This window comes from Enterobacter cloacae complex sp. S1, from assembly GCF_014930525.1.
GTDB classification, from domain to species: domain Bacteria; phylum Pseudomonadota; class Gammaproteobacteria; order Enterobacterales; family Enterobacteriaceae; genus Enterobacter; species Enterobacter hormaechei_C.
Window position 1 is genome coordinate 32,633 of sequence record NZ_JADBRE010000014.1, and the last position, 20,465, is coordinate 53,097.

12 protein-coding genes are annotated in these 20,465 nt (G+C 59.4%); 4 read left to right on the top strand and 8 right to left on the bottom strand.

The window, feature by feature from the left end:
* Window positions 1-100 precede the first annotated feature (100 nt).
* From baeR to yegD, 7 genes are all read right to left on the bottom strand, one after another.
* Window positions 101-823 carry a two-component system response regulator BaeR gene (gene baeR / locus IM290_RS10670; protein WP_015572364.1) on the bottom strand — a complete coding sequence of 241 codons (723 nt, stop codon included), beginning with the start codon at window positions 821-823 and terminating at the stop codon, window positions 101-103.
* On the bottom strand, window positions 820-2,223 hold the full coding sequence (gene baeS / locus IM290_RS10675; RefSeq protein ID WP_015572365.1) for a two-component system sensor histidine kinase BaeS: 1,404 nt from the start codon (window positions 2,221-2,223) through the stop codon (window positions 820-822). Before baeS ends, baeR begins: the two co-directional genes overlap by 4 nt.
* A complete protein-coding gene (locus IM290_RS10680) occupies window positions 2,220-3,635 on the bottom strand; it encodes an MFS transporter (protein ID WP_047053436.1) in 1,416 nt (471 codons plus the stop codon). The genes baeS and IM290_RS10680 overlap by 4 nt, the downstream gene beginning before the upstream one ends.
* A complete protein-coding gene (mdtC, locus tag IM290_RS10685) occupies window positions 3,636-6,713 on the bottom strand; it encodes a multidrug efflux RND transporter permease subunit MdtC (protein ID WP_193041895.1) in 3,078 nt (1,025 codons plus the stop codon). It lies immediately after the preceding gene.
* Window positions 6,714-9,836, bottom strand: a complete 3,123-nt coding sequence (locus tag IM290_RS10690) for an MdtB/MuxB family multidrug efflux RND transporter permease subunit (protein ID WP_193041894.1) — start codon at window positions 9,834-9,836, stop codon at window positions 6,714-6,716.
* Complete coding sequence (locus IM290_RS10695; RefSeq protein WP_047738854.1) at window positions 9,836-11,038, bottom strand: MdtA/MuxA family multidrug efflux RND transporter periplasmic adaptor subunit; 1,203 nt, start codon at window positions 11,036-11,038, stop codon at window positions 9,836-9,838. Before IM290_RS10695 ends, IM290_RS10690 begins: the two co-directional genes overlap by 1 nt.
* A gap of 178 nt (window positions 11,039-11,216) precedes the next feature.
* Window positions 11,217-12,569 carry a molecular chaperone gene (yegD, locus tag IM290_RS10700; protein WP_193041893.1) on the bottom strand — a complete coding sequence of 451 codons (1,353 nt, stop codon included), beginning with the start codon at window positions 12,567-12,569 and terminating at the stop codon, window positions 11,217-11,219.
* A gap of 130 nt (window positions 12,570-12,699) precedes the next feature.
* Here yegD and alkA point away from each other — a divergent pair, with 130 nt between their 5' ends.
* The gene (gene alkA / locus IM290_RS10705) at window positions 12,700-13,572 is read left to right on the top strand and encodes a DNA-3-methyladenine glycosylase 2 (protein WP_017693082.1); all 873 of its coding nucleotides are present in this window, start codon (window positions 12,700-12,702) and stop codon (window positions 13,570-13,572) included.
* Here alkA and IM290_RS10710 read toward each other — a convergent pair.
* Window positions 13,537-16,866 (bottom strand): diguanylate cyclase, encoded by a 3,330-nt coding sequence (locus IM290_RS10710; RefSeq protein ID WP_063134488.1) that lies wholly within the window; start codon window positions 16,864-16,866, stop codon window positions 13,537-13,539. The two genes, alkA and IM290_RS10710, sit on opposite strands and share 36 nt — an antisense overlap.
* 342 nt (window positions 16,867-17,208) lie before the next feature.
* Here IM290_RS10710 and udk point away from each other — a divergent pair, with 342 nt between their 5' ends.
* From udk to asmA, 3 genes are all read left to right on the top strand, one after another.
* Window positions 17,209-17,850: a uridine kinase gene (udk, locus tag IM290_RS10715; RefSeq protein WP_000130320.1), complete on the top strand. Its 642-nt coding sequence runs from the start codon at window positions 17,209-17,211 to the stop codon at window positions 17,848-17,850.
* A gap of 91 nt (window positions 17,851-17,941) precedes the next feature.
* Window positions 17,942-18,523 (top strand): dCTP deaminase, encoded by a 582-nt coding sequence (gene dcd / locus IM290_RS10720; protein WP_017383269.1) that lies wholly within the window; start codon window positions 17,942-17,944, stop codon window positions 18,521-18,523.
* 23 nt (window positions 18,524-18,546) lie between these two features.
* On the top strand, window positions 18,547-20,397 hold the full coding sequence (asmA, locus tag IM290_RS10725) for an outer membrane assembly protein AsmA (RefSeq protein ID WP_193041892.1): 1,851 nt from the start codon (window positions 18,547-18,549) through the stop codon (window positions 20,395-20,397).
* The last annotated feature ends 68 nt before the right edge of the window (window positions 20,398-20,465 follow it).

A 20,465-nucleotide genomic window follows, 5' to 3' on the forward strand; every position in this document is an offset into this window, starting at 1 on the left:
AAAGCCCTCAGTTATTCTGAAGGCAACGTTATAGCTTTTGCTTTCAAATTACTGGGGAACCCTCTCCCTTTGGGGAGAGGGCAGGGTGAGGGGGTGTTATTCAGGCAATCCTGCACGCATCCGCTTCCCAGCGATAACCCACGCCGTACACCGCGCGAATAAACGACTGGTCGGCGTCCAGTGCCTCCAGCTTGCGGCGCAGGTTTTTGATGTGACTGTCGATGGTGCGGTCGGTCACTACGCGGTAATCGTCATACAGATGGTTGAGCAGCTGCTCGCGGGAAAACACTTTTCCCGGCTCGTGGGAGAGCGTTTTCAACAGGCGGAACTCCGCTGGGGTAAGATCCAATAGTTTGCTGCGCCAGCTCGCCTGGAAGCGGCTTTCGTCGACGATCAGCGGGCTTTGCGCATCCAGCACCTGCAATTCACGCTGTGGCTTACAGCGGCGGAGGATGGTTTTCACCCGAGCGACCACCTCCCGCGGGCTGTAAGGCTTGCAGATGTAATCGTCGGCGCCGATTTCGAGCCCCAGCAGACGGTCGATCTCTTCGATTTTGGCCGTCACCATCACGATGGGCACATCGGAGAAACGACGAATTTCCCGGCACAGGGTCAGGCCGTCGGTACCCGGCAGCATCAGATCCAGCAGGATCAGATCCGGCGGCGTCTGGCGCACGTAGGGCAGCACCTGGTCGCCGTGGCTGATAAGCGTTGGCGCGTAACTTGCGGCACGCAAATAGTCGATCAGCAGTTGTCCAAGTTTAGGCTCGTCTTCCACGATCAAAATACGCGGTGTGTTGTCGTCAATCGGTAACTCGGTCATGCTTCCCTCGATAAATCCCGTTCCAGAGGTAACTCTACTGTAATGCTAACCCCGCCAAAAGGCGAATGGGCGGCGCGGATGGTGCCGCCGTGGGCCTCAACAATGTTAACGCAAATCGCCAGCCCAAGGCCGGAACCGCCGCTGGCGCGGTTGCGTGAACCTTCGGTGCGATAGAAGCGCTCGAACAGTTTTTCCAGCTGCGCATCTTTCACGCCAGGGGCGGAGTCCGCAAAGGTCAGGGCAAAGCGCCCGTTTTCCTGCCTGCCGGAGATATGCAGCGCGCCGCCGCCGTCGGTGTAGCGGAGGCTGTTCTCCAGCAGATTATTGAACAGCTGCATCAGGCGATCTCTGTCGCCAAATACCACCGCGCTGTCCGGCAGCGAAAGGTTGATTTTCAGGTCACGGCTGGCGAAGCGCTCGCGGAATGCGCCGGTCACAACTTCAAGGATATTGATCACGTCGACTGGGGCTTTCTGGTAGGCCAGGGCGCCTTCGTCGGACATGGAAAGCTGATGCAGATCGTCCACCAGCTTGGTCAGCGTGCCGACTTCCGCCTGAAGCGAGGCCACGGACTCGGGGGTGAACTGCCGCACGCCGTCCTGAATCGCCTCCAGCTCGCCGCGCAGCACCGCCAGCGGGGTGCGCAGCTCGTGCGAAATGTCGGCCATAAAGTCGCGACGCATCTGCTGGTTTTTTTCCAGCGTGCTGGCGAGCTGGTTGAAGTCCTGCGCCAGCTTGCCCAGTTCATCCTGGCTGCGGGTGTCCACGCGGGTCGAGAAATCACCCGCCGCCAGCTTGTGCGTGCCTTCCACCAGGCGCTTAACCGGCGCCAGCAGGCCGCGCGCCAGCGGGAAGGTGGCGAGCGCCGCAAGCAGGGTAGAAAGCGCGACAATCAGCCAGCTGGTCTGACGCTGCTGGCGGTCAAAGTTGATGTCGGTGTTGCGCGTCAGCCGCTCGACCGGCGAGGCGATAACCCAGCCCACCGTGGCGCCGTTCGAGGTGATGGCGCGCTTTGTACCGTCCGGCGGTACCGGAGAGCGTGGGCCAACGAGCACGCGCATCTCCTGATCTATCACCCAGAACTGGGTGCGCCAGCCGTGCGGCGGCATGCCCGGCCCCGGGCGGTCGTCGTCATTATCGTGCTCCAGCGAACGCAGGATTTGAAACACAAAGCGATCGTTATTGCGCAGAAAACGCCAGTTACCGTGCAGGCTATACTGTTCGCCCAGCGCGTCGCTTAAGCCCTGTAGTCGCTGTTCGTTACCGTGCTTAATGTAGTCAATAAAGCCGCGCTCAAAGCTGACCCGCACCGCCCAGTGCATGGTAATCAGCAGAACAATACAGGTGGCGAAAATCGCCACAAAAAGCTTACCGGTGATCCCCGGACGCCAGAATTTCATGGTGCACTCCTTTTGCCGCGTCGGATCACGACGTTTTTGATCGTGTCATTCGGTACTCTGGCAAAGATAAAAGCGGGCAGGGCGATAATTACCGCCATGCTGAGGTAAGTGTATAAAAAGACCTGATGCGCGACGGGGGTGTCGGCGCTGAGATGGTGCTGCCCGTACATGCCGAGCAGCAATCCGGCGACCGTGACCCCCACGCTCATGGAGAGCTGCATGATCATCGACAGCAGGCTGTTACCGCTGCTCGCCAGCTCGTCCGGCAGATCTTTCAGCGTCAGGGTGTTCATCGACGAGAAGCGCATGGAGTTGATGATCCCCTGGCAGAACAGCACCAGCGGCAGGATGTAGTACCAGCCCAGCAGCGCCACGGCCATAAACAGCAGGCAAACCAACGCCAGCCCGATCGTGGCGGCCACCAGCACCCGGCGATAGCCAAAGCGGTTCACCACCTGCACCACAATACGCTTCATCCCCATGCTGCCGAGCACCATCGGGATCATCATCAGCCCGGCGTGGAACGGCGAGAAGCCCATCCCAATCTGTAAAAATACCGGCGTCATAAACGGCAACATGCCGCTGCCGATGCGTCCGGCAAAGCTGCCGAAGAGACCAAGACGGTAGGTGGGATTCCTGAACAGATTCAGGCTGAACAGCGCGTTAGCGTTGCCTCTGGCATGCCACAGATACCAGAGAATCGCGGTGATCCCCAGCGCCACCAGCAGGGCGAGCGACAGGGAGGAGATCCCCAGCCCTTTTTGCCCGTCGAGGGCCAGGGTGAGCGTCGCCATGCCAGCCGCCAGCAGGATAAAGCCAACGAAATCAAAGCGCCGGGTCTGCATTTTATAGTTCGGCATCAGCGTCAGGGTGGCAATCGCGCCGATAATACCGACCGGCAGGTTGATCAGGAAGATCCAGTGCCAGGAGGCATACTCCACCAGAATACCGCCCAGCGCCGGGCCAAGCAGCGGGCCGACCTGACCGGGCAAGGTGACGAAGGTCATCGCCGCCATATACTGCGCGCGCGGAACAATTTTCATCACCGTTAACCGCCCGACGGGCACCATCATCGCGCCGCCGACGCCCTGTAGCACGCGCGCCATCACCAGCTGGTCGAGGGTATTGGCCTGGGCGCAAAACAGCGACCCGGTGGTAAACAGCACAATGGCGGTGAAGAAGATGTTTCGCACACCGACTTTATCCGCCAGCCACCCGCTGGCGGGCAGCATCACGGCGACCGTCAGCACGTAGGCGACAATCACCATATGCATGTGCAGCGGGCTCTCCCCCAGGCTTTTCGCCATCGAGGGGAGGGCGGTGTTCACGATGGTCGTGTCCAGCGACTGCATAAAGAAGCCGAACGCGACGATCCACAATTGCCAGCGAACGTTACTGGGTAGGTCGGTCATTTACTCGGTCACCGTGGTTCTCTTTTTACGCGAAAAACGCAGCCGCAGTCGGTCAAAGAACAGATAGACTACCGGCGTGGTGTAGAGCGTCAGCAGCTGGCTCATCACCAGGCCGCCGACAATCGTGATCCCCAGCGGCTGGCGCAGTTCAGAGCCGTCACCGCCGGATATAACCAGCGGTAGCGCACCGAACAGCGCGGCCAGCGTGGTCATCATGATCGGGCGAAAACGCAGCAGACAGGCCTGGAATATCGCCTCGTCCGGCGTCAGGTTGCCGTTACGCTGGGCGTCCAGGGCAAAGTCGACCATCATAATCGCGTTTTTCTTCACAATACCTATTAATAGCATGATCCCGATGAGCGCGATTAGGCTGAACGGGGCACCGAACAGCTCCAGCGCCAGCAGCGCCCCCACGCCCGCAGAGGGAAGCGTGGAGAGAATGGTCAACGGGTGCACATAGCTTTCGTACAGCACGCCCAGCACGATATAAACCGTGGCAATAGCCGCCAGAATCAAAATGACCTGCGAGTTCATGGTGTCCTGGAACACCTGCGCCGTACCGGCAAAGCTGCCGCGCACGGAGGAGGGCACCCCGAGCTGGGTCATGGCGCGGTTGATGGCGTCGCTGGCCTCAGACAGCGACGAGCCGGTTGGCAGGTTAAACGACACGGTCGAGGCGGCGGAAAGCCCCTGGTGGTTCACCGACAGCGGCGCGTTCGACGGCTGCCAGCTGGCGAAGTACGACAGCGGGATCGCCTTGCCGTCATTATTGATCACAAACATCTTGTCCAGCGCGCTGATGTCCTGGGTGTCGCGCGGATCAACTTCCATCACCACCTTGTACTGGTTCATCGGCTGATAGATGGTGGAGACTTCACGCTGCCCGAAGGCGTTGTTAAGCAGGCTGTTGGCCGCTTCAACGTTAATGCCCAGGCGGGACATGGTTTCGCGATCGTAGGTGAGCGCCATCTCCGCGCCGTTATTCTGGCTGTCGGAGTTCACGTCCGCCAGCTGCGGCAGCGCGGCCAGCGCTTTACGGATCTTAGGCTCCCATTCGCGCAGGGCGGCTAAGTCATCCGAGAGCAGGGTGTACTGATAGCTGGCGTTAGCCTGTCGTCCGCCGACGCGAATATCCTGAACGGCCATCAAAAACAGATTTGCCCCCGGCTCTTTGGCAAGCTTCAGCCGCAGGCGGTCAATGATCTGCTGCGCCGTTTCGTGACGTTCACCGCGTGGCTTAAGGGTAATAAACATCATCCCGCTGTTAACGCGCGAGCCGCCGGTAAAGCCGGTGACGTTATCCACGGCCGGATCTTCCCGGATGATTTTCATAAAGTCTTGCAGTTTGCCCCGCATCGCCTGGAACGAAATACTCTGGTCCGCCTGAATACCGCCCATCAGCACGCCGGTATCCTGCTCCGGGAAGAAGGTTTTCGGGATGGTGATATACATCCAGACGTTGAGCACAATGGTGCCGATCAGCACCAGCCCGACAAGACGCGTGTGGTTCAGCACCCATTTCAGCGATTTGCCATAGCCGGACTGCATTGCTATCAGGACGCGGCCAAAGCCTTTCCTGCGCGGCTGCGAGTGCGGTTGGCTGCGCTTTAGCATCCAGCCGCACATCATCGGCGTCAGCGTCAGCGAAATCACCAGGGAGATACCGATGGCGACGGAAAGCGTGACGGCAAATTCGCGCAGCAGTCGCCCCGGCAGGCCGCCCATCAGCAACAGCGGCAGGAACACCGCCACCAGCGACAGGCTCATGGACAGGACCGTGAATCCCACTTCGCGCGTCCCCTGAAGCGCCGCCTGGAGCGGCTTCATGCCCGCTTCCAGATGGCGCGAGATATTCTCCAGCACCACGATGGCGTCATCCACCACAAACCCGGTGGCAATCGTCAGCGCCATCAGCGACAGGTTGTTAAGACTAAACCCACACAGGTACATGGCGGCAAAGGTGCCTATCAGCGATACCGGAACCGCCACCGCCGGGATCAGCGTGGCGCGCCCCGAGCGCAGGAACAGGAACACCACCAGGATCACCAGCGCGACGGAGATGATCAGCGTTTGCTCTACCTCCTCAAGCGAGGCGCGGATGGTAGGGGAGCGGTCCTGCGCAATCTGGAGGTCGATGGCCGCCGGAATCGTTTCCTGAAGCTCCGGCAGGCGCGCGCGGATGCTGTTCACCGTCTGGATGATGTTGGCTTCTGGCAGTTTGCGGATCATCAGCAAAATCGCCGGTTTGGCGTTAGTCATCCCGGCGTTACGCACGTCCTGCACCGAATCGGTGACGCTGGCGACGTCGCTCAGGCGCACCGCCGCACCGTTGTTGTAGTGAATAATCAACGGCTGATACTCGGCGGCGGTTTTCAGCTCGTCGTTGGTCTGGATCTGCCAGCGGTGGCTGTTGTCCTCAATCGCGCCCTGCGGCTTACGCACGTTGGCGTTGCTGATGGCGGAACGCACGTCGTCCAGCGATACGCCCTGGTTAAACAGCGCCTGCGGATTCAGCCCCACGCGCACGGCGGGCAGAGAGCTGCCGCCGACGTCCACGTCGCCCACGCCGTCAATCTGGGCGATGGTTTGCGCCAGCTGGGTGGAGGCAAAATCGTACAGCTCGCCCTGGGAGTAGGTCTCTGACGTGAGCGTCAGGATCATGATCGGCGCGTCGGACGGGTTAGCCTTGCGGTAGGTTGGACGGCTCGGCATGCCGCTTGGCAGCAGGCTTTGGGCGGCGTTTATCGCGGCCTGCACGTCACGCGCCGCGCCGTTGATGTCCCGGTCGAAGTTAAATTCCAGAATGATGCGCGTGCTGCCCAGCGAACTGCTGGAGGTCATCTCGTTAACCCCGGCAATTCGCCCAAGCGAGCGCTCAAGCGGCGTCGCCACCGATGACGCCATGGTTTCCGGCGAGGCACCCGGCAGCGAGGCGCTGACCATGATCACCGGGAAATCGACCTGCGGCAGCGGGGCCACCGGCAGCAGCCGGAAGCCCAGCACGCCGCACAGGGTAATAGCGACGGAGAGTAAAATCGTCGCCACCGGACGGTAAATGAAGAGGGCGAAAAACTTCACTTATGCCTCCTCTTCACGTTTCGGGAAGCGGCTTTTCGTCCACAGGGCCAGACGGTCAAACAGCAGGTAGATAACCGGCGTGGTAAACAGCGTCAGCACCTGGCTCACCAGCAGGCCGCCCACCATCCCGATGCCCAGCGGACGGCGCAGTTCGGCCCCCACGCCGGTGCTCAGCATCAGCGGCAGCGCGCCCAGCAGGGCGGCGAGGGTGGTCATCAGGATCGGGCGAAAACGCAGCAGACAGGCCTGGTAAATGGCCTCGCGCGGCGCCATACCCTGCTCGCGCTCGGCGGCCAGCGCAAAGTCGATCATCATGATGGCGTTTTTCTTCACGATGCCGATAAGCAGGATGATGCCGATGATCGCAATGACGTCCAGCTCGCTCCCCGCCAGCATCAGCGCCAGCAGCGCCCCCACGCCCGCCGTCGGCAGGGTGGAGAGGATGGTGATCGGATGGATAAAGCTTTCATACAGCACGCCAAGCACGATATACATCGCCACCACCGCCGCGACAATCAGCCAGACGGTGCTGCCCAGCGCGGCCTGGAACGCCAGCGTACTGCCCTGGAACTGGGTCTGAATATCGGACGGGAAGCTGAGTTCTTTCTCCGCGCCCAGAATGGCCTCCACCGCTTCGCCCAGGGAATACCCGTCCGGCACGTTGAAGGAAATGGTGGTGGACGGGAACTGATCGAGATGGTTAATCGACAGTGGGGTGTGACGCTCTTCCACGCTGGCAATGGCGCTGAGCGGCACAATCCCGCCGTCTTTGCTGGTCAGGCGCACCGTGTCCAGCGCGGCCAGCCCGGGCGTGTTTTCGGTGTTATGTTCCAGCACCACGCGATACTGGTTGGCCTGGGTATAGATGGTGGAGATCAGGCGCTGGCCAAAGGCGTTATACAGGGCGTTATCCACGTCGGACATGGTAATGCCCAGACGGCTGGCGGTGTCGCGGTTGACGTTCACGTACGCCGCCAGCCCTTTATCCTGCCAGTCGCTGCTGACGTCAGAAACCTGCGGCAGTGTTTTCAGCTTGTCCACCAGCTGCGGCACCCAGGTGCTCAGTGCCTCAAGCGAGGTGGCCTGGAGCGTAAACTGGTACTGCGTGCGGCTCACCTGCGTATCAATGGTTAAATCCTGGATCGGTTGCAGATACAGCTCAATGCCCGGCACGCGCGCCACCGCGCTTTGCAGGCGTTCAATCACCGCGTTAACGCGATCGTCGCGGTCATCAAGCGGTTTAAGGTTAATTTGCAGGCGCGCGCTGTTGAGCGACGGGTTGGTGCCGTCCACGCCCACGTAGGCAGTCAGGCTTTCCACGGCCGGATCTTTCATGATGATCTCAGACACCTGCTGCTGGCGCTGCGCCATGTTGGCGAAGGAGACCGTCTGCGGCGCCTGAAGCGTGCCCTGAATAATGCCGTTGTCCTGAATCGGGAAGAAGCCTTTCGGAATGAAAATCCACAGCATGACGCTGAGCGCCAGGGTGCCGAGCGCCACGCCGAGCGTTGCCCACGGATGGTTCAGCACTTTCGCCAGCACGCGGCCATAGGCGGCGATAATGCGCTCGAACATCCGCTCGGAGGCGCGCGAGAAGCGGTTTTGCTTGCGCAAGGACTCGTGGCTCAGCATGCGGGCGCACATCATCGGCGTCAGCGTCAGCGACACCACGGCAGAGATCAGAATGGCGACCGCCAGCGTCACGGCAAACTCGCGGAATAGCCGCCCGACGATATCGCCCATAAACAGCAGCGGGATCAGCACCGCAATTAGCGAGAAGGTGAGCGAGATAATGGTAAAGCCGATCTCCCCCGCGCCCTTCAGCGCGGCGGATAACGGCTTTTCACCTTTTTCGATATAGCGCGAGATGTTCTCGATTACCACGATGGCGTCGTCCACCACAAACCCGGTGGCGATGGTGAGCGCCATCAGCGTCAGGTTGTTAATCGAGAAGTCGAGGAACACCATCACCGCGAAGGTGCCGACCAGCGAGAGCGGCACGGCGACGGCGGGAATGATGGTTGCCGGGACGTTGCGCAGGAACAGGTAGATGATCATCACCACCAGCGCAATCGCCAGCATCAGCTCGAACTGGGTGTCGGTCACTGACGCGCGAATATTCGTGGTGCGGTCAGAGAGCACTTTCACGCTGACCGATTTTGGCAGGCTTTCCACCAGCTGCGGCAGCATGGTGCGAATGCTGTCGGCGGTATCAATGATGTTCGCGCCCGGCTGGCGCTGAACGTTCATGACAATCGCCTGCTGCTTATTGGCCCACGCCCCGAGCCAGCTGTTTTCCGCGCCTTGTTCAACGGTTGCCACGTCGCCCAAACGGATCGGCGCGCCGTTCTGGTAGGCAATGATCAGCTGACGGTACTCATCGGCGGACTGCATCTGGTCGTTGGCGGAGAGCGTGACCGCGCGGGTCGGGCCGTCCAGCGAACCCTTCGCTGAGTTGACGTTGGCGCTGCTGATGGCGGTGCGAATGGTTTCGCTGGTTAACCCCAGCGCGGCAATGGCCTGGGCATTCAGTTTGACGCGCACGGCGGGGCGTTGACCGCCCGCCAGCGTCACCAGCCCCACGCCGGTCACCTGCGAAATCTTCTGCGCCACGCGGGTTTCAACCATGTCTTCCACCTGGGTCATCGGCATGGCGGAGGAGGTGACGGCAAGGGTCATGATCGGCGGATCAGCCGGGTTGACCTTGCTGTAAACAGGTGGATTCGGCAGGTCAGACGGCAGCAGGTTTGTGGCGGCGTTAATCGCGGCCTGCACCTCCTGCTCAGCGACGTCCAGCGACAGCGTAAGCTGGAACTGAAGCGTGACGACCGAAGCGCCACCGGAGCTCTGGGAAGACATTTGCTTCAGGCCAGACATCTGGCCAAACTGACGCTCCAGCGGGGCGGTGATGGCGGACGTCACCACATCCGGACTGGCGCCCGGATAGAGGGTGACAACCTGAATGGTCGGGTAGTCCACTTCCGGCAGCGCCGACACGGGCAGAAAACGGTAGCCAATGATCCCGGCCAGCAGGATCGCCACCATCAGCAGGGTCGTCGCAACCGGACGTAAGATAAACAGGCGTGATGGCCCACCTGTAGAGCTCGGCGGCATCACCTGCATCAGGCTTTTGCTCCTGTATTCTGCGCTTCCACCACCTCGACCTGCGCCCCTTCGGTCAGACGGTCAATACCGTCGGTCACGACGCGGTCGCCAGCGGACAGCCCGGCGCTGATCACCACCGTCTGGCTGTCCTGGATGCCGGTTTTCACCAGGTGTTTGCTGACCTTGTTTTCGCTGTTCAGCACCCAGACAAAGTTGCCTTCACTGCCCATTTGCAGGGCCGCCGTCGGGATCACTACCGCGTTTTCTTCGGTCGCGACCAGCATTCGCGCGTTGACGAACTGATTCGGGAACAGGGCATCGTCCTGATTGTTGAAGCGTGCTTTTAGCTTGATGGTGCCGGTGGTGGTGTCGATCTGGTTATCCAGGCTCAACAGCGAACCTTCGCTCAGCTTCTGCTTGTTGGTGCGATCCCAGGCTTCAACCACCAGCGCTTTTCCGGCCTTCTGCGCCTGTATCACCGTCGCAATGTCGCTTTCCGGCAGGGTAAAGACGAGATCGATAGGGTGCGTCTGGGTGATCACCACGATGCCCGTAGTGTCGCCGCTGGAGATTTGGTTCCCGATATCAACCTGTTTCAGGCCTACGCGGCCGTCAATCGGCGCGGTGATCCGGCTCCAGTCGAGCTGGAGCTGGGCGCTGGCGACCGCGGCTTCGTCGGCCTTGATGGTGCCCTGAGATTCACTGACCAGAGACTGCTGGGTGTCCAGCTCCTGGCGCGACACGAGGTTGGTTTTTACCAGCTGCTGATAGCGGGCTAAATCGCGGCGGGCATTGGCGAGGGTGGCTTTGTCTTTCGCGAGCTGCCCCTGCGCCTGCGCCAGGGCCACCTTAAACTGGCTTGGATCGATTTCCGCCAGCAGATCGCCGGCTTTTACCTGCTGACCTTCCTGGAAATGGATGGCCATCAGCTGACCGTCCACGCGGCTACGTACCGTCACGGTGTTGGCGGCGGTGATGGTTCCCAGCCCGGAGAGATAACGAGGCACAGCTTTATTCACCGCCGTTGCCGCCTGCACCGGTGCCAGCGCACCGCCGCGCATACCGTGGCGCCCGCCGCCCGTTGAGCGTTGTGAGGGGCTATTAGCGCCAGCAGGTGCCGTGGAGTTCGCGGACTGGCTGTGCCAGTACCAGGCGGCGGCCAGGACCACCACAATCAGACCAACGGCGATTGCCCAGCGGGATTTGTTACTGCCTTTCATCGTTATACGTTCTCATCCTGAAACTCTTTCGGGGAATGATACTAGTTTAGTCAGCTAACACAGCGGAAAAATGGAGGAAATATGGAAGACTGTCGGGAATTGTCTGAGTGTGGCGCAGCGGTTTTCACCCTCTCCCCGTGGGAGAGGGCCGGGGTGAGGGCACCAGACCGCACCAACGCTAGCTAAACACCACCTGCGCCCAGCGCGCCAGCCCTGCCGTAACGGAGCCAAAGTCATCGCCGCCGGCAATCGGGATCCCCGGCAGCTGTTCCGCCAGCGCTTTCTTGATCAGCGGCGAACGAGCGCTACCGCCAGTCAGGTAAATTACGTCCGGCTTCACTTTGCCGTTCTCAAGCGCCAGTTGCACCTGCTCCAGAATACGCTGAAGCGGCTGAGTCAGCGCCATTTCCAGCCCTTCCTGGGTGATAGCCGTAGCCAGATCGTCACTGATAAACGGCAGCGAAACCGCATGCTCTGGACGATCGGAAAGGGCAATTTTGCTCTCTTCGGCGGTGCGCACGACCCGGTAGCTCAGGCGCTGACGCCACACCTTATACAGAAGTGCGACCTTCTCTGCATCCTGCGCATCACGCACCAGATCGTTGAGGAAACGGCCATTCGCGGTGCTGTAAAAAACACTCTGGGCAGGGACGTCGTTGATGGCAATCGCGTTCCACCACGGCAGGATCGGCAGGGCGATGCCTTTCTCGGTTTGACCGCCCATGCCGAGCAGCGGCATCAGGCTCTTGAAGGCCAGGGCAATATCCAGATCGTTACCGCCCACGCGGCAGCCGCTGTGCCCCAGCAGACTATTTTCACGATCGCGACGGTGATGCCACTGCGGACCCATCAGCAGTAATGAACAGTCCGTCGTACCGCCGCCGATGTCTACCACCAGCACCCGTTTCTCTTCCGTCAGCGTGGCTTCAAAATCCAGCCCCGCCGCAACCGGCTCATACTGGAACACCACGTCACGGAAGCCTGCCCGGTGCGCTGCACGCTCAAGGATCCCCTGCGCCTGCTGGTTGGCTTCGTCGCCGCCCAGCCCCTGAAAGTTAATCGGACGGCCAATCACCGCCTGGGTGATGGCATCCGGCACCTGGGACTGCGCCTGATTGCGGATGTGCAGCATCATCGCGCAGACCAGATCTTCAAACATCGCCACCTGCTGCGGCTTCAGGCCGCTGGCGCCGAGGAAGGATTTCGGCGATTTAACGAAGTAGACCTCTTCCGGGTCTTCAATGTACTGCCCGAGGGAAGAGAGGCCGAACTGCACGCTGGACGGGGTAACGTCGATATCTTCCTCGCGGTTAAAGCTGACCGCACGGCGCAGCAGCGCCTGGGTCTCTGCCGCCGTGGCCGGAACCTGATGGTGGCGGAACAGCCACTCGCTCACCGCTTCACGCGTGGGCGCACAAAGCATTGACGGCAACAGCGTACTGTCGTTTTCCATTTTCAGGAGCTGCGGTTGTCCGTTTTGCATTATCGCAACCGAGCAGTTTGCGGTGCCGTAGTCGAATCCAATAAACACAATAAATCCCCATGCCGGTGAGAAGGGGCGAGACTTTAGCGAAATGTCTGCCAGGCGACAACAGGAATATGAAAGCAAGGCGCAAGGCGATCTTTCGGTTTATGCTGAGGTAAATACAAAAGGAGAGACGATGTACACCCTGAACTGGCAACCGCCCTACGACTGGTCGTGGATGTTTGGCTTTCTTGCCGCGCGTGCGGTCACGGGGGTTGAGACCGTTACGGAGGATTACTACGAGCGCAGTTTTGGCTATGCCGGGCACCAGGGCGTTTTCCGGGTTACGCCAGACAGCGCAACCCCTACGCTGGCGGTGTCGCTCAGCCCTGGCCTGATCCCGGTGGCGGATATCTGCCTCGACCGCATCTCCCGCCTGTTTGACCTCGATTGCGACCCGCTGCACATTGCGCAGACTCTCGGCGAGCTCGGCGCGGCGCGGCCGGGCTTACGTTTGCCCGGCGCGATGGATGCATACGAGCAGGGCGTGCGCGCCATTCTCGGACAACTGGTGAGCGTGGCGATGGCGGCAAAACTGGCGTCACGGGTGGTGGCGCTGTGCGGTGAACCCATTGAGGATGCGCCGGGCTATCTCTGCTTTCCTCCGCCAGAGGTGCTGGCCGCGGCAGATCCGCTGGCGTTGAAAGCCCTCGGGATGCCGCTCAGGCGTGCGGAGTCGTTGATTCATCTGGCGCAGTCGGTGGTGGACGGTGAATTCCCGCTATTCCCGCCTGCGAACGTTGAGGCCGGGATGAAGGCGCTACAGCAGCGCCCCGGCATCGGGCGCTGGACCGCGAATTATCTGGCCCTGCGCGGCTGGCAGGCGAAGGATGTTTTCCTGCCGGATGACTATCTGATTAAACAGCGCTTTGCCGGTATGACGCCCGCGCAGATCCGTCGCTATGCCGAGCGCTGGCAGCCGTGGCGCTCGTATGCGCTGTTACATATCTGGTACACCGACGGCTGGTCGCCGTCAGTTGATGGCGAAATAGCTGGTATTCAGCAGTAGATCGAGCGGCTGCGCTTCCCCGATGGTGTCGCCGTAAATAAAATCAACGCCGATGCCCGACAGCGTATCCATCATGATCGACTGATGGCATGGCCCGGCAATGGTTTTTATGCCCAGACGCTGGGCGTGGCCCTGAATGATTGTCACCATCATCTCATCCATCAGATTGCCGTGGACGTTGGTCACCATGTCTGTATCCAGCAGCAGATAATCAGCGGTGTTGGCGCTGAGCTGGCTGAAGACGTTCATATCGCGTCCGACCCGGGTTAGCACCACGCGACAGCCGGCCTGACGAAGCTTTTGCAGACCCTGCTGCACGTTTTCATCCGTATTGCTCAGCACATCAACGGCGATCGCCAGATGCAGCAGCCGCGCCGGCAGCGGACCTCTGGTGATCAGGTCGAGTAGCTCATCCACCAGCGTGACGCTGGCTAAACCCGCTTCTGAGAGCGGCAGCGCGACGCCCATTCCTTTGGCCGCCACCTGTGCGGCATAGGTACGGAAAAATTCGCTGAATATACGTCGGTCCAGGGCGTGCAGCAGCTCCGGCTCCGCCAGCCCGGCGCGGAAGGCATGCTCTTCCAGCACTTCTCCCTGGCTGGTCCACAGCCGCAAGGAAATCAGCCAGAAGCTACTGCTCTCGGGAATGCGCGGCGAGGCGACGCTGCGGGCGATCATCAGCAGATGGTTATCTTTAATCATGTGCCACTGCTCATCCAGCGACATCATGCTGCGCGTGCTGTGGATCCGCTCCTGCTGGGGTTCGTAGACGGTGACCACGCCGCGCCCGCTGTTTTTCGAGGCGTAGCAGGCGATATCGGCCTGAGACATCACTTCCGCAGCCTGGTAATTGGTGTCGTCAATCAGCGTAATCCCCGCGCTGGCGCCAATGCGGTGCAGGCGTCCTTCCCAGGAAAAATGATAGTTGTTGATGGCGTCGATCAACCGGCCCGCAATATAGCGTGCGCTTTCGACGTTGCAGTCCGGCAGCAGCAGGCCAAACTCGTCGCCGCCTAGACGCGCCAGCACGTCGCTGGAGCGCAGCATGGTCAGCATCAGCGAAGAGAGTTCGCGCAGGAGAGCGTCGCCCGCCGCGTGGCCTGCCGTATCGTTCACCGCCTTAAAACGGTCAAGATCGATAAAGACCAGCGCGTGACGCTGATGGGTCTCCTGTACCGTCTGCAACAGGCGCTTAAGATGGTTTTCAAAGCTGACGCGGTTCGCCAGGTGGGTAAGGGCGTCATGGGAAGCGCTGTAGCTCAGCTGGCGCAGCATTTTGCGCGACTCGGTGACGTCCTGAATCACCAGCACCGAGCCGATGGTGTGTCCTTCCAGAGTGCTGAGGGGGGTTATGCTGTAATGAATGTCGAAACTGCCGCCATTGCGGCAGTTAAGCACCACATCCTGTTCGATATCGGTACGGGACATATCGCCGCTGTGGATGTTTTCCATTAACGGACCGTTCTCGCCGAAGGTAATGTGTAGCACCTTCAGAATGGGCTGACCCAGCGCTTCGCTTTGCGACCAGCCGCTCATCTTCTCGGCGACCGGGTTCATAAAGGTGATGTTCATGTCGATGTCGGTACACAGCACCGCTTCGCCGATGGAGTCGAGGGTGATATGCAGGCGCTCTTTTTCCTGGAACAGCGCCTCGTTCAGCTGCTTCACCTCGGTCATATCCATGTTGATCCCTAACAGCCGCTCCACTTCGCCCTGTTTGTTCAGCACCCGGTTCGCCAGCGAACGAATGTGGCGAATGCCATCCTTGACGCGAATGCGAAATTCCAGCTTGAAAGGTACCCTGGCCTGGAGTGACTCACGCAGGACCTGTTCGGCGTGCGTACGATCTTCAGGCACCATGGCCGCATGCCAGAGCTGCCAGGTGGGTTTAATGTGCGAGGGGATCTCGTAAAGCTCAAACATCCGTTTATCCCAGCTGATTACGTCCGGCTCGAGATCCCACTCCCAAATCCCGATGCCACCGGCTTCGTTAGCGAGAGTGATACGCTCCATCAGACGCTTATTCACCCACTCGGTCTGTTTCAGATCGTTGATGTCTTCAATCTGGGCAATAAAGTAGAGCGGCGTGCCGTCGGCATGGCGCACAACGGAGACGGCCAGCAGCGCCCACACCACCTCGCCGCTGCGGGTGTAGTAGCGTTTTTCGAGGGTGTAGGTGTTGATCTCGCCGTGAATCAGCTGTTGCAACTGCTCCAGGTCGGTATTTAAATCTTCCGGCCAGGTTAACTGCTGGAACGTGAGCGACTGAAGCTCAGACTGGCTGTAACCGAGGAAATTGCACAGCGCCTTGTTGGCCTGGAGCCACTGGCCCTCAATGCCCACCAGCGCCATACCAATCGCGGAATACTCCATCGCATTGCGAAAACGTTCTTCGCTTTCCGTAATATGTTTACGCTCGGCCCTGAAGGCATACATCACCATCGTCATAATGTTGGCGGGGAGCAGCATCATCAGGAAGGGGAGCCACGGCGCGTTGAAGGTGACGATCATGGTGGAGGGCGTCATGGAGAGCGGATTTCGCGCCATCATCAGGGACACCATCATGATGGTGAATAAAAATATCAGGAACGCTTCCATACGCGGCAGACGGACCGCGCTCCACATCAGCAGAACGATGATGCAGGTGAATGGCCACGGCAGCCAGGTGATGGCCGTCCAGCTAAGAACCAGCGTGACGACCAGGGTCACCAACGTTTCCAGCAGCAGTTTCGGGTTGCGGTGGCGCAGCAGGTAATGCGGCTTAAACAGCAGACCTAACGGCACCAGCGCCAGTGCGCCAATGGCTTCTGAAAGTACCCAGACAAGGAAATTACGCAGCGGCTCCGCGCTCGGCACCAGAAAATGAACCAGAACGCCCCCCACCAGCGGCGGCACCAGGGCACTGCCGAGGGCAAGCCGGACCCAGTCGTTGAGGTTTTGCAGCGGATTATACCAGGGGAGCAGCTTACGCAGTAACAGCGCGCCAACCGTGGCCTCAATGATATTGATCGCCGTGTAGGTGATATTGATCGATGCCCATGAGAAGAGCATCCACGAGGCAAAAATATTGCCAAAGGAGCAGGCGAGCGCAATGCCGGGCCACATTTTTCCCGCATGGCGGTAAAACGCCACCATCATAATTGAAGTCGGGAACCATAGTGGCGCCAGCAGCGTACCGAAGCGAGTCAGCTCGAGGGAAAATAAGGTGAAGATGAACGTGACCAGACCCAGACAGACAAGCCGCAGTAAAGGATGTGGGGTAGTAACCAAAACCCGCTGGTATTGTTTATTCATTACCGCTCTATCCAGGGACGCCATGTTGTCAGGAGCCAGGTCCGGACGCGTGAAATTAATAATTTGGTTTATGCTAGTACAAACATTTTACAATTCATATGCTGAGTGGTCAGATTTTGACTTCATAGACTTATAAAATAGTTACTCTGCGAAGAAGGGTGATGAAATGGCGAAAAACCGCGCGTAAAAATTTTGCTAAAGGCGTGAAACAGCGCTTTTCAGCCCGCCTCGCATAACCTGCGCATTCGACTGGTATCACGCCCCCGAAATCCCTATAATTGCCGCGTTTGACGCTCCGGCGTCGTCCTTCCTTACATCCAGGTTAATCAGGTCGCTAAATTTATGACTGATAAGTCTCATCAGTGCGTCATCATAGGCATCGCCGGCGCATCGGCTTCAGGTAAAAGTCTTATTGCCAGTACGCTTTATCGCGAACTGCGTGAACAAGTGGGTGATGAGCATATCGGTGTTATTCCCGAAGATAGCTATTACAAAGATCAATCCCATCTTTCGATGGAAGAGCGCGTAAAAACCAACTACGACCACCCCAGTGCGATGGATCACAGCCTGCTGTTCCAGCATCTGGAAGCGCTGAAGCGCGGCGAGGCGATTGAGCTGCCCGTCTACAGCTACGTGGAACATACCCGCACCCAGGAAACGATCCGTATCGAGCCCAAGAAGGTGATTATCCTTGAAGGGATTTTGCTGCTCACCGACGCCCGTCTGCGCGAATCTATGAACTTCTCGATTTTCGTCGACACTCCGCTGGATATCTGCCTGATGCGGCGTATTAAACGCGACGTTAACGAACGCGGCCGCTCCATGGACTCCGTGATGGCGCAATATCAGAAAACCGTTCGCCCGATGTTCCTGCAATTTATTGAGCCTTCGAAACAATACGCCGATATTATCGTGCCTCGCGGCGGTAAAAACCGTATTGCCATTGATATCTTAAAAGCGAAAATCAGTCAGTTTTTTGAATAAGCCGTGTGAATTGTGTACCGTTCAGAGATAACCTGGTTTTGCCCTGACGCCGTAAGGCTTCAGGGCGCGATGCACGAAAGGAGAAAGTGCCATGCGTCTTTGTGACCGCGATATAGAAGCCTGGCTGGATGAAGGCCGCCTGTCTATCACCCCGCGTCCGCCGGTTGAGCGTATTAACGGCGTGACCGTCGATGTGCGTCTGGGGAATAAATTCCGCACCTTCAGCGGCCACACGGCACCGTTTATCGACCTCAGCGGGCCGAAAGACGAAGTCAGTGCGGCGCTGGATCGCGTCATGAGCGACGAAATCGTCATCGAAGAAGGAGAGGCGTTTTATCTCCATCCTGGCGAACTGGCGCTGGCGGTGACCTTTGAATCGGTCACGCTGCCTGCGGACCTGGTCGGCTGGCTTGACGGACGCTCTTCCCTGGCGCGTCTGGGCCTGATGGTGCACGTCACCGCGCACCGTATCGATCCGGGCTGGTCTGGCCGTATCGTGCTGGAGTTCTTTAACGCCGGTAAATTGCCGCTGGCGCTTCGTCCGGGAATGATGATTGGTGCGTTGAGCTTTGAACCGCTGACCGGCCCGGCAGACCGTCCTTATAACCGCCGTCAGGACGCAAAATATCGCAACCAGCAGGGTGCGGTTGCCAGTCGTATCGATAAAGACTGATCTGTGAGTTCACTGAGGAAGCCATGAGAAGAGTTCTGACAACGCTGATGATTTTGCTGGTGGTGCTGGTGGCTGGCCTTTCAGCGTTGGTGCTGCTGGTTAACCCGAATGACTTCCGGGCCTACATGGTGCGGCAGGTGGAAGCGCGCAGCGGGTATGAACTCAAGCTGGACGGGCCGCTGCGCTGGCACGTCTGGCCTCAGCTCAGCATTCTCTCCGGACGTATGTCCCTCACCGCGCCGGGTGCCGCGAAGCCGCTGGTCACGGCGGATAACATGCGTCTTGATGTCGCGCTCATCCCGCTCTTATCCCATCAGCTCCAGGTTGAACAGGTGATGCTGAAAGGGGCGGTGATTCAGCTTACGCCGCAAACCGAAGCCGTTCGTCAGGCGGATGCTCCGGTCGCACCGCGTGAAAACACCTTGCCTGACGTCCCGTCTGACACCGGCTGGTCGTTCGATATTGGTAATCTGAAAGTTGCCGACAGCGTGCTGGTTTTCCAGCATGAAGATGACGAACAGATCACCGTACGCAATATCAACCTCAGGATGGAGCAGGACGCCAACCATCACGCCACCATGGAGTTCTCCGGGCGGATCAACCGCAATCAGCGCGATCTCAACCTGTCGATGAACGCGAACGTGAACGCCTCTGATTATCCGCACCAGCTGACAGCGGACGTTCAGCAGCTTAACTGGCAGCTGACCGGCGCGGATTTACCCGCGAAGGGGATTGCCGGCCAGGGCACGATGCAGGCGGTGTGGCATGAAGAGCGCAAACAGCTCGAACTGAACGCGCTCAATCTCCAGGCCAACGACAGTGCCCTGAAGGGGCAGGCGAGCGTCACGCTTGATGAGAAACCTAAGTGGGTGCTGGATCTGCAATTCGACAAGCTGAACCTCGAGAACCTGCTTCCGCCCCAACCTGTGAACGCGACCGATGAGGGAGCCACGCAGGTGGGGCAAAGCCAGGTCACGCAGTCGCGTCCGGTGATCTCCTCAAATCTCGATCAGCCTGACTACAACGGCCTGCGCGGATTTACCGCCGACATTCTGCTGAAAGCGAACAGCGTGCGCTGGCGTGGGATTGATTTTACTGACGTCAGCAGCCAGATGTTCAACCACAACGGCCTGCTGGTCATCTCCGAGCTCAACGGAAAAATGGGAGCAGGGAACCTCTCCCTGCCGGGCTCGCTGGATGTGCGCAAAGACGTTGCCAGCGCCGCGTTCCAGCCGCGTCTGGAAAACGTTGAGATTGGCACCATCCTGAAAGCCTTTAATTACCCGATTGCCCTCACGGGGCAGCTGTCGCTGGCAGGGGATTTCTCTGGTACGAAGATTGATGCGGACGCCTTCCGTCGTAGCTGGCAGGGGCAGGCGCATGTTGAGCTGAAAGATTCGCGCATGGAAGGGCTGAACTTCCAGCAGCTGGTGCAGCAGGCGGTAGAGCGCAGCAGCAGCGTGAAAGCGAATGAAAACTACGACAGCGCAACCCGTCTCGACAGCTTTACCAGCGAGCTTGCTCTCGACAACGGTCAGCTCTCGCTTGACGACATGCAGGGGACGTCGTCACTGCTGGCGCTGACCGGAACCGGCGCGCTGGATCTGGTGAAAGAGACGGCAGACACCCGCTTCAACGTCCGCGTGAAGGCTGGCTGGGAAGGCGAAGGACAGCTTGTGGAGTTCCTGAAAGAGACGCCGATACCGCTGCGCGTGTACGGAAAATGGCAGGAGTTGAATTACAGTTTGCAGGTCGATCAGATCCTGCGGAAGCACCTTCAGGATGAAGCGAAACGTCGGCTGAATGACTGGGCGGACCGCAATAAAGAGTCTCAGTCAGGTAAGGACGTGAAAAAGCTGCTCGATAAGCTGTGATGCCTGTTGTGCCGGGTGGCGGCTTTGCCTTACCCGGCCTACAAAAGCCAGACACCGTAGGCCGGGTA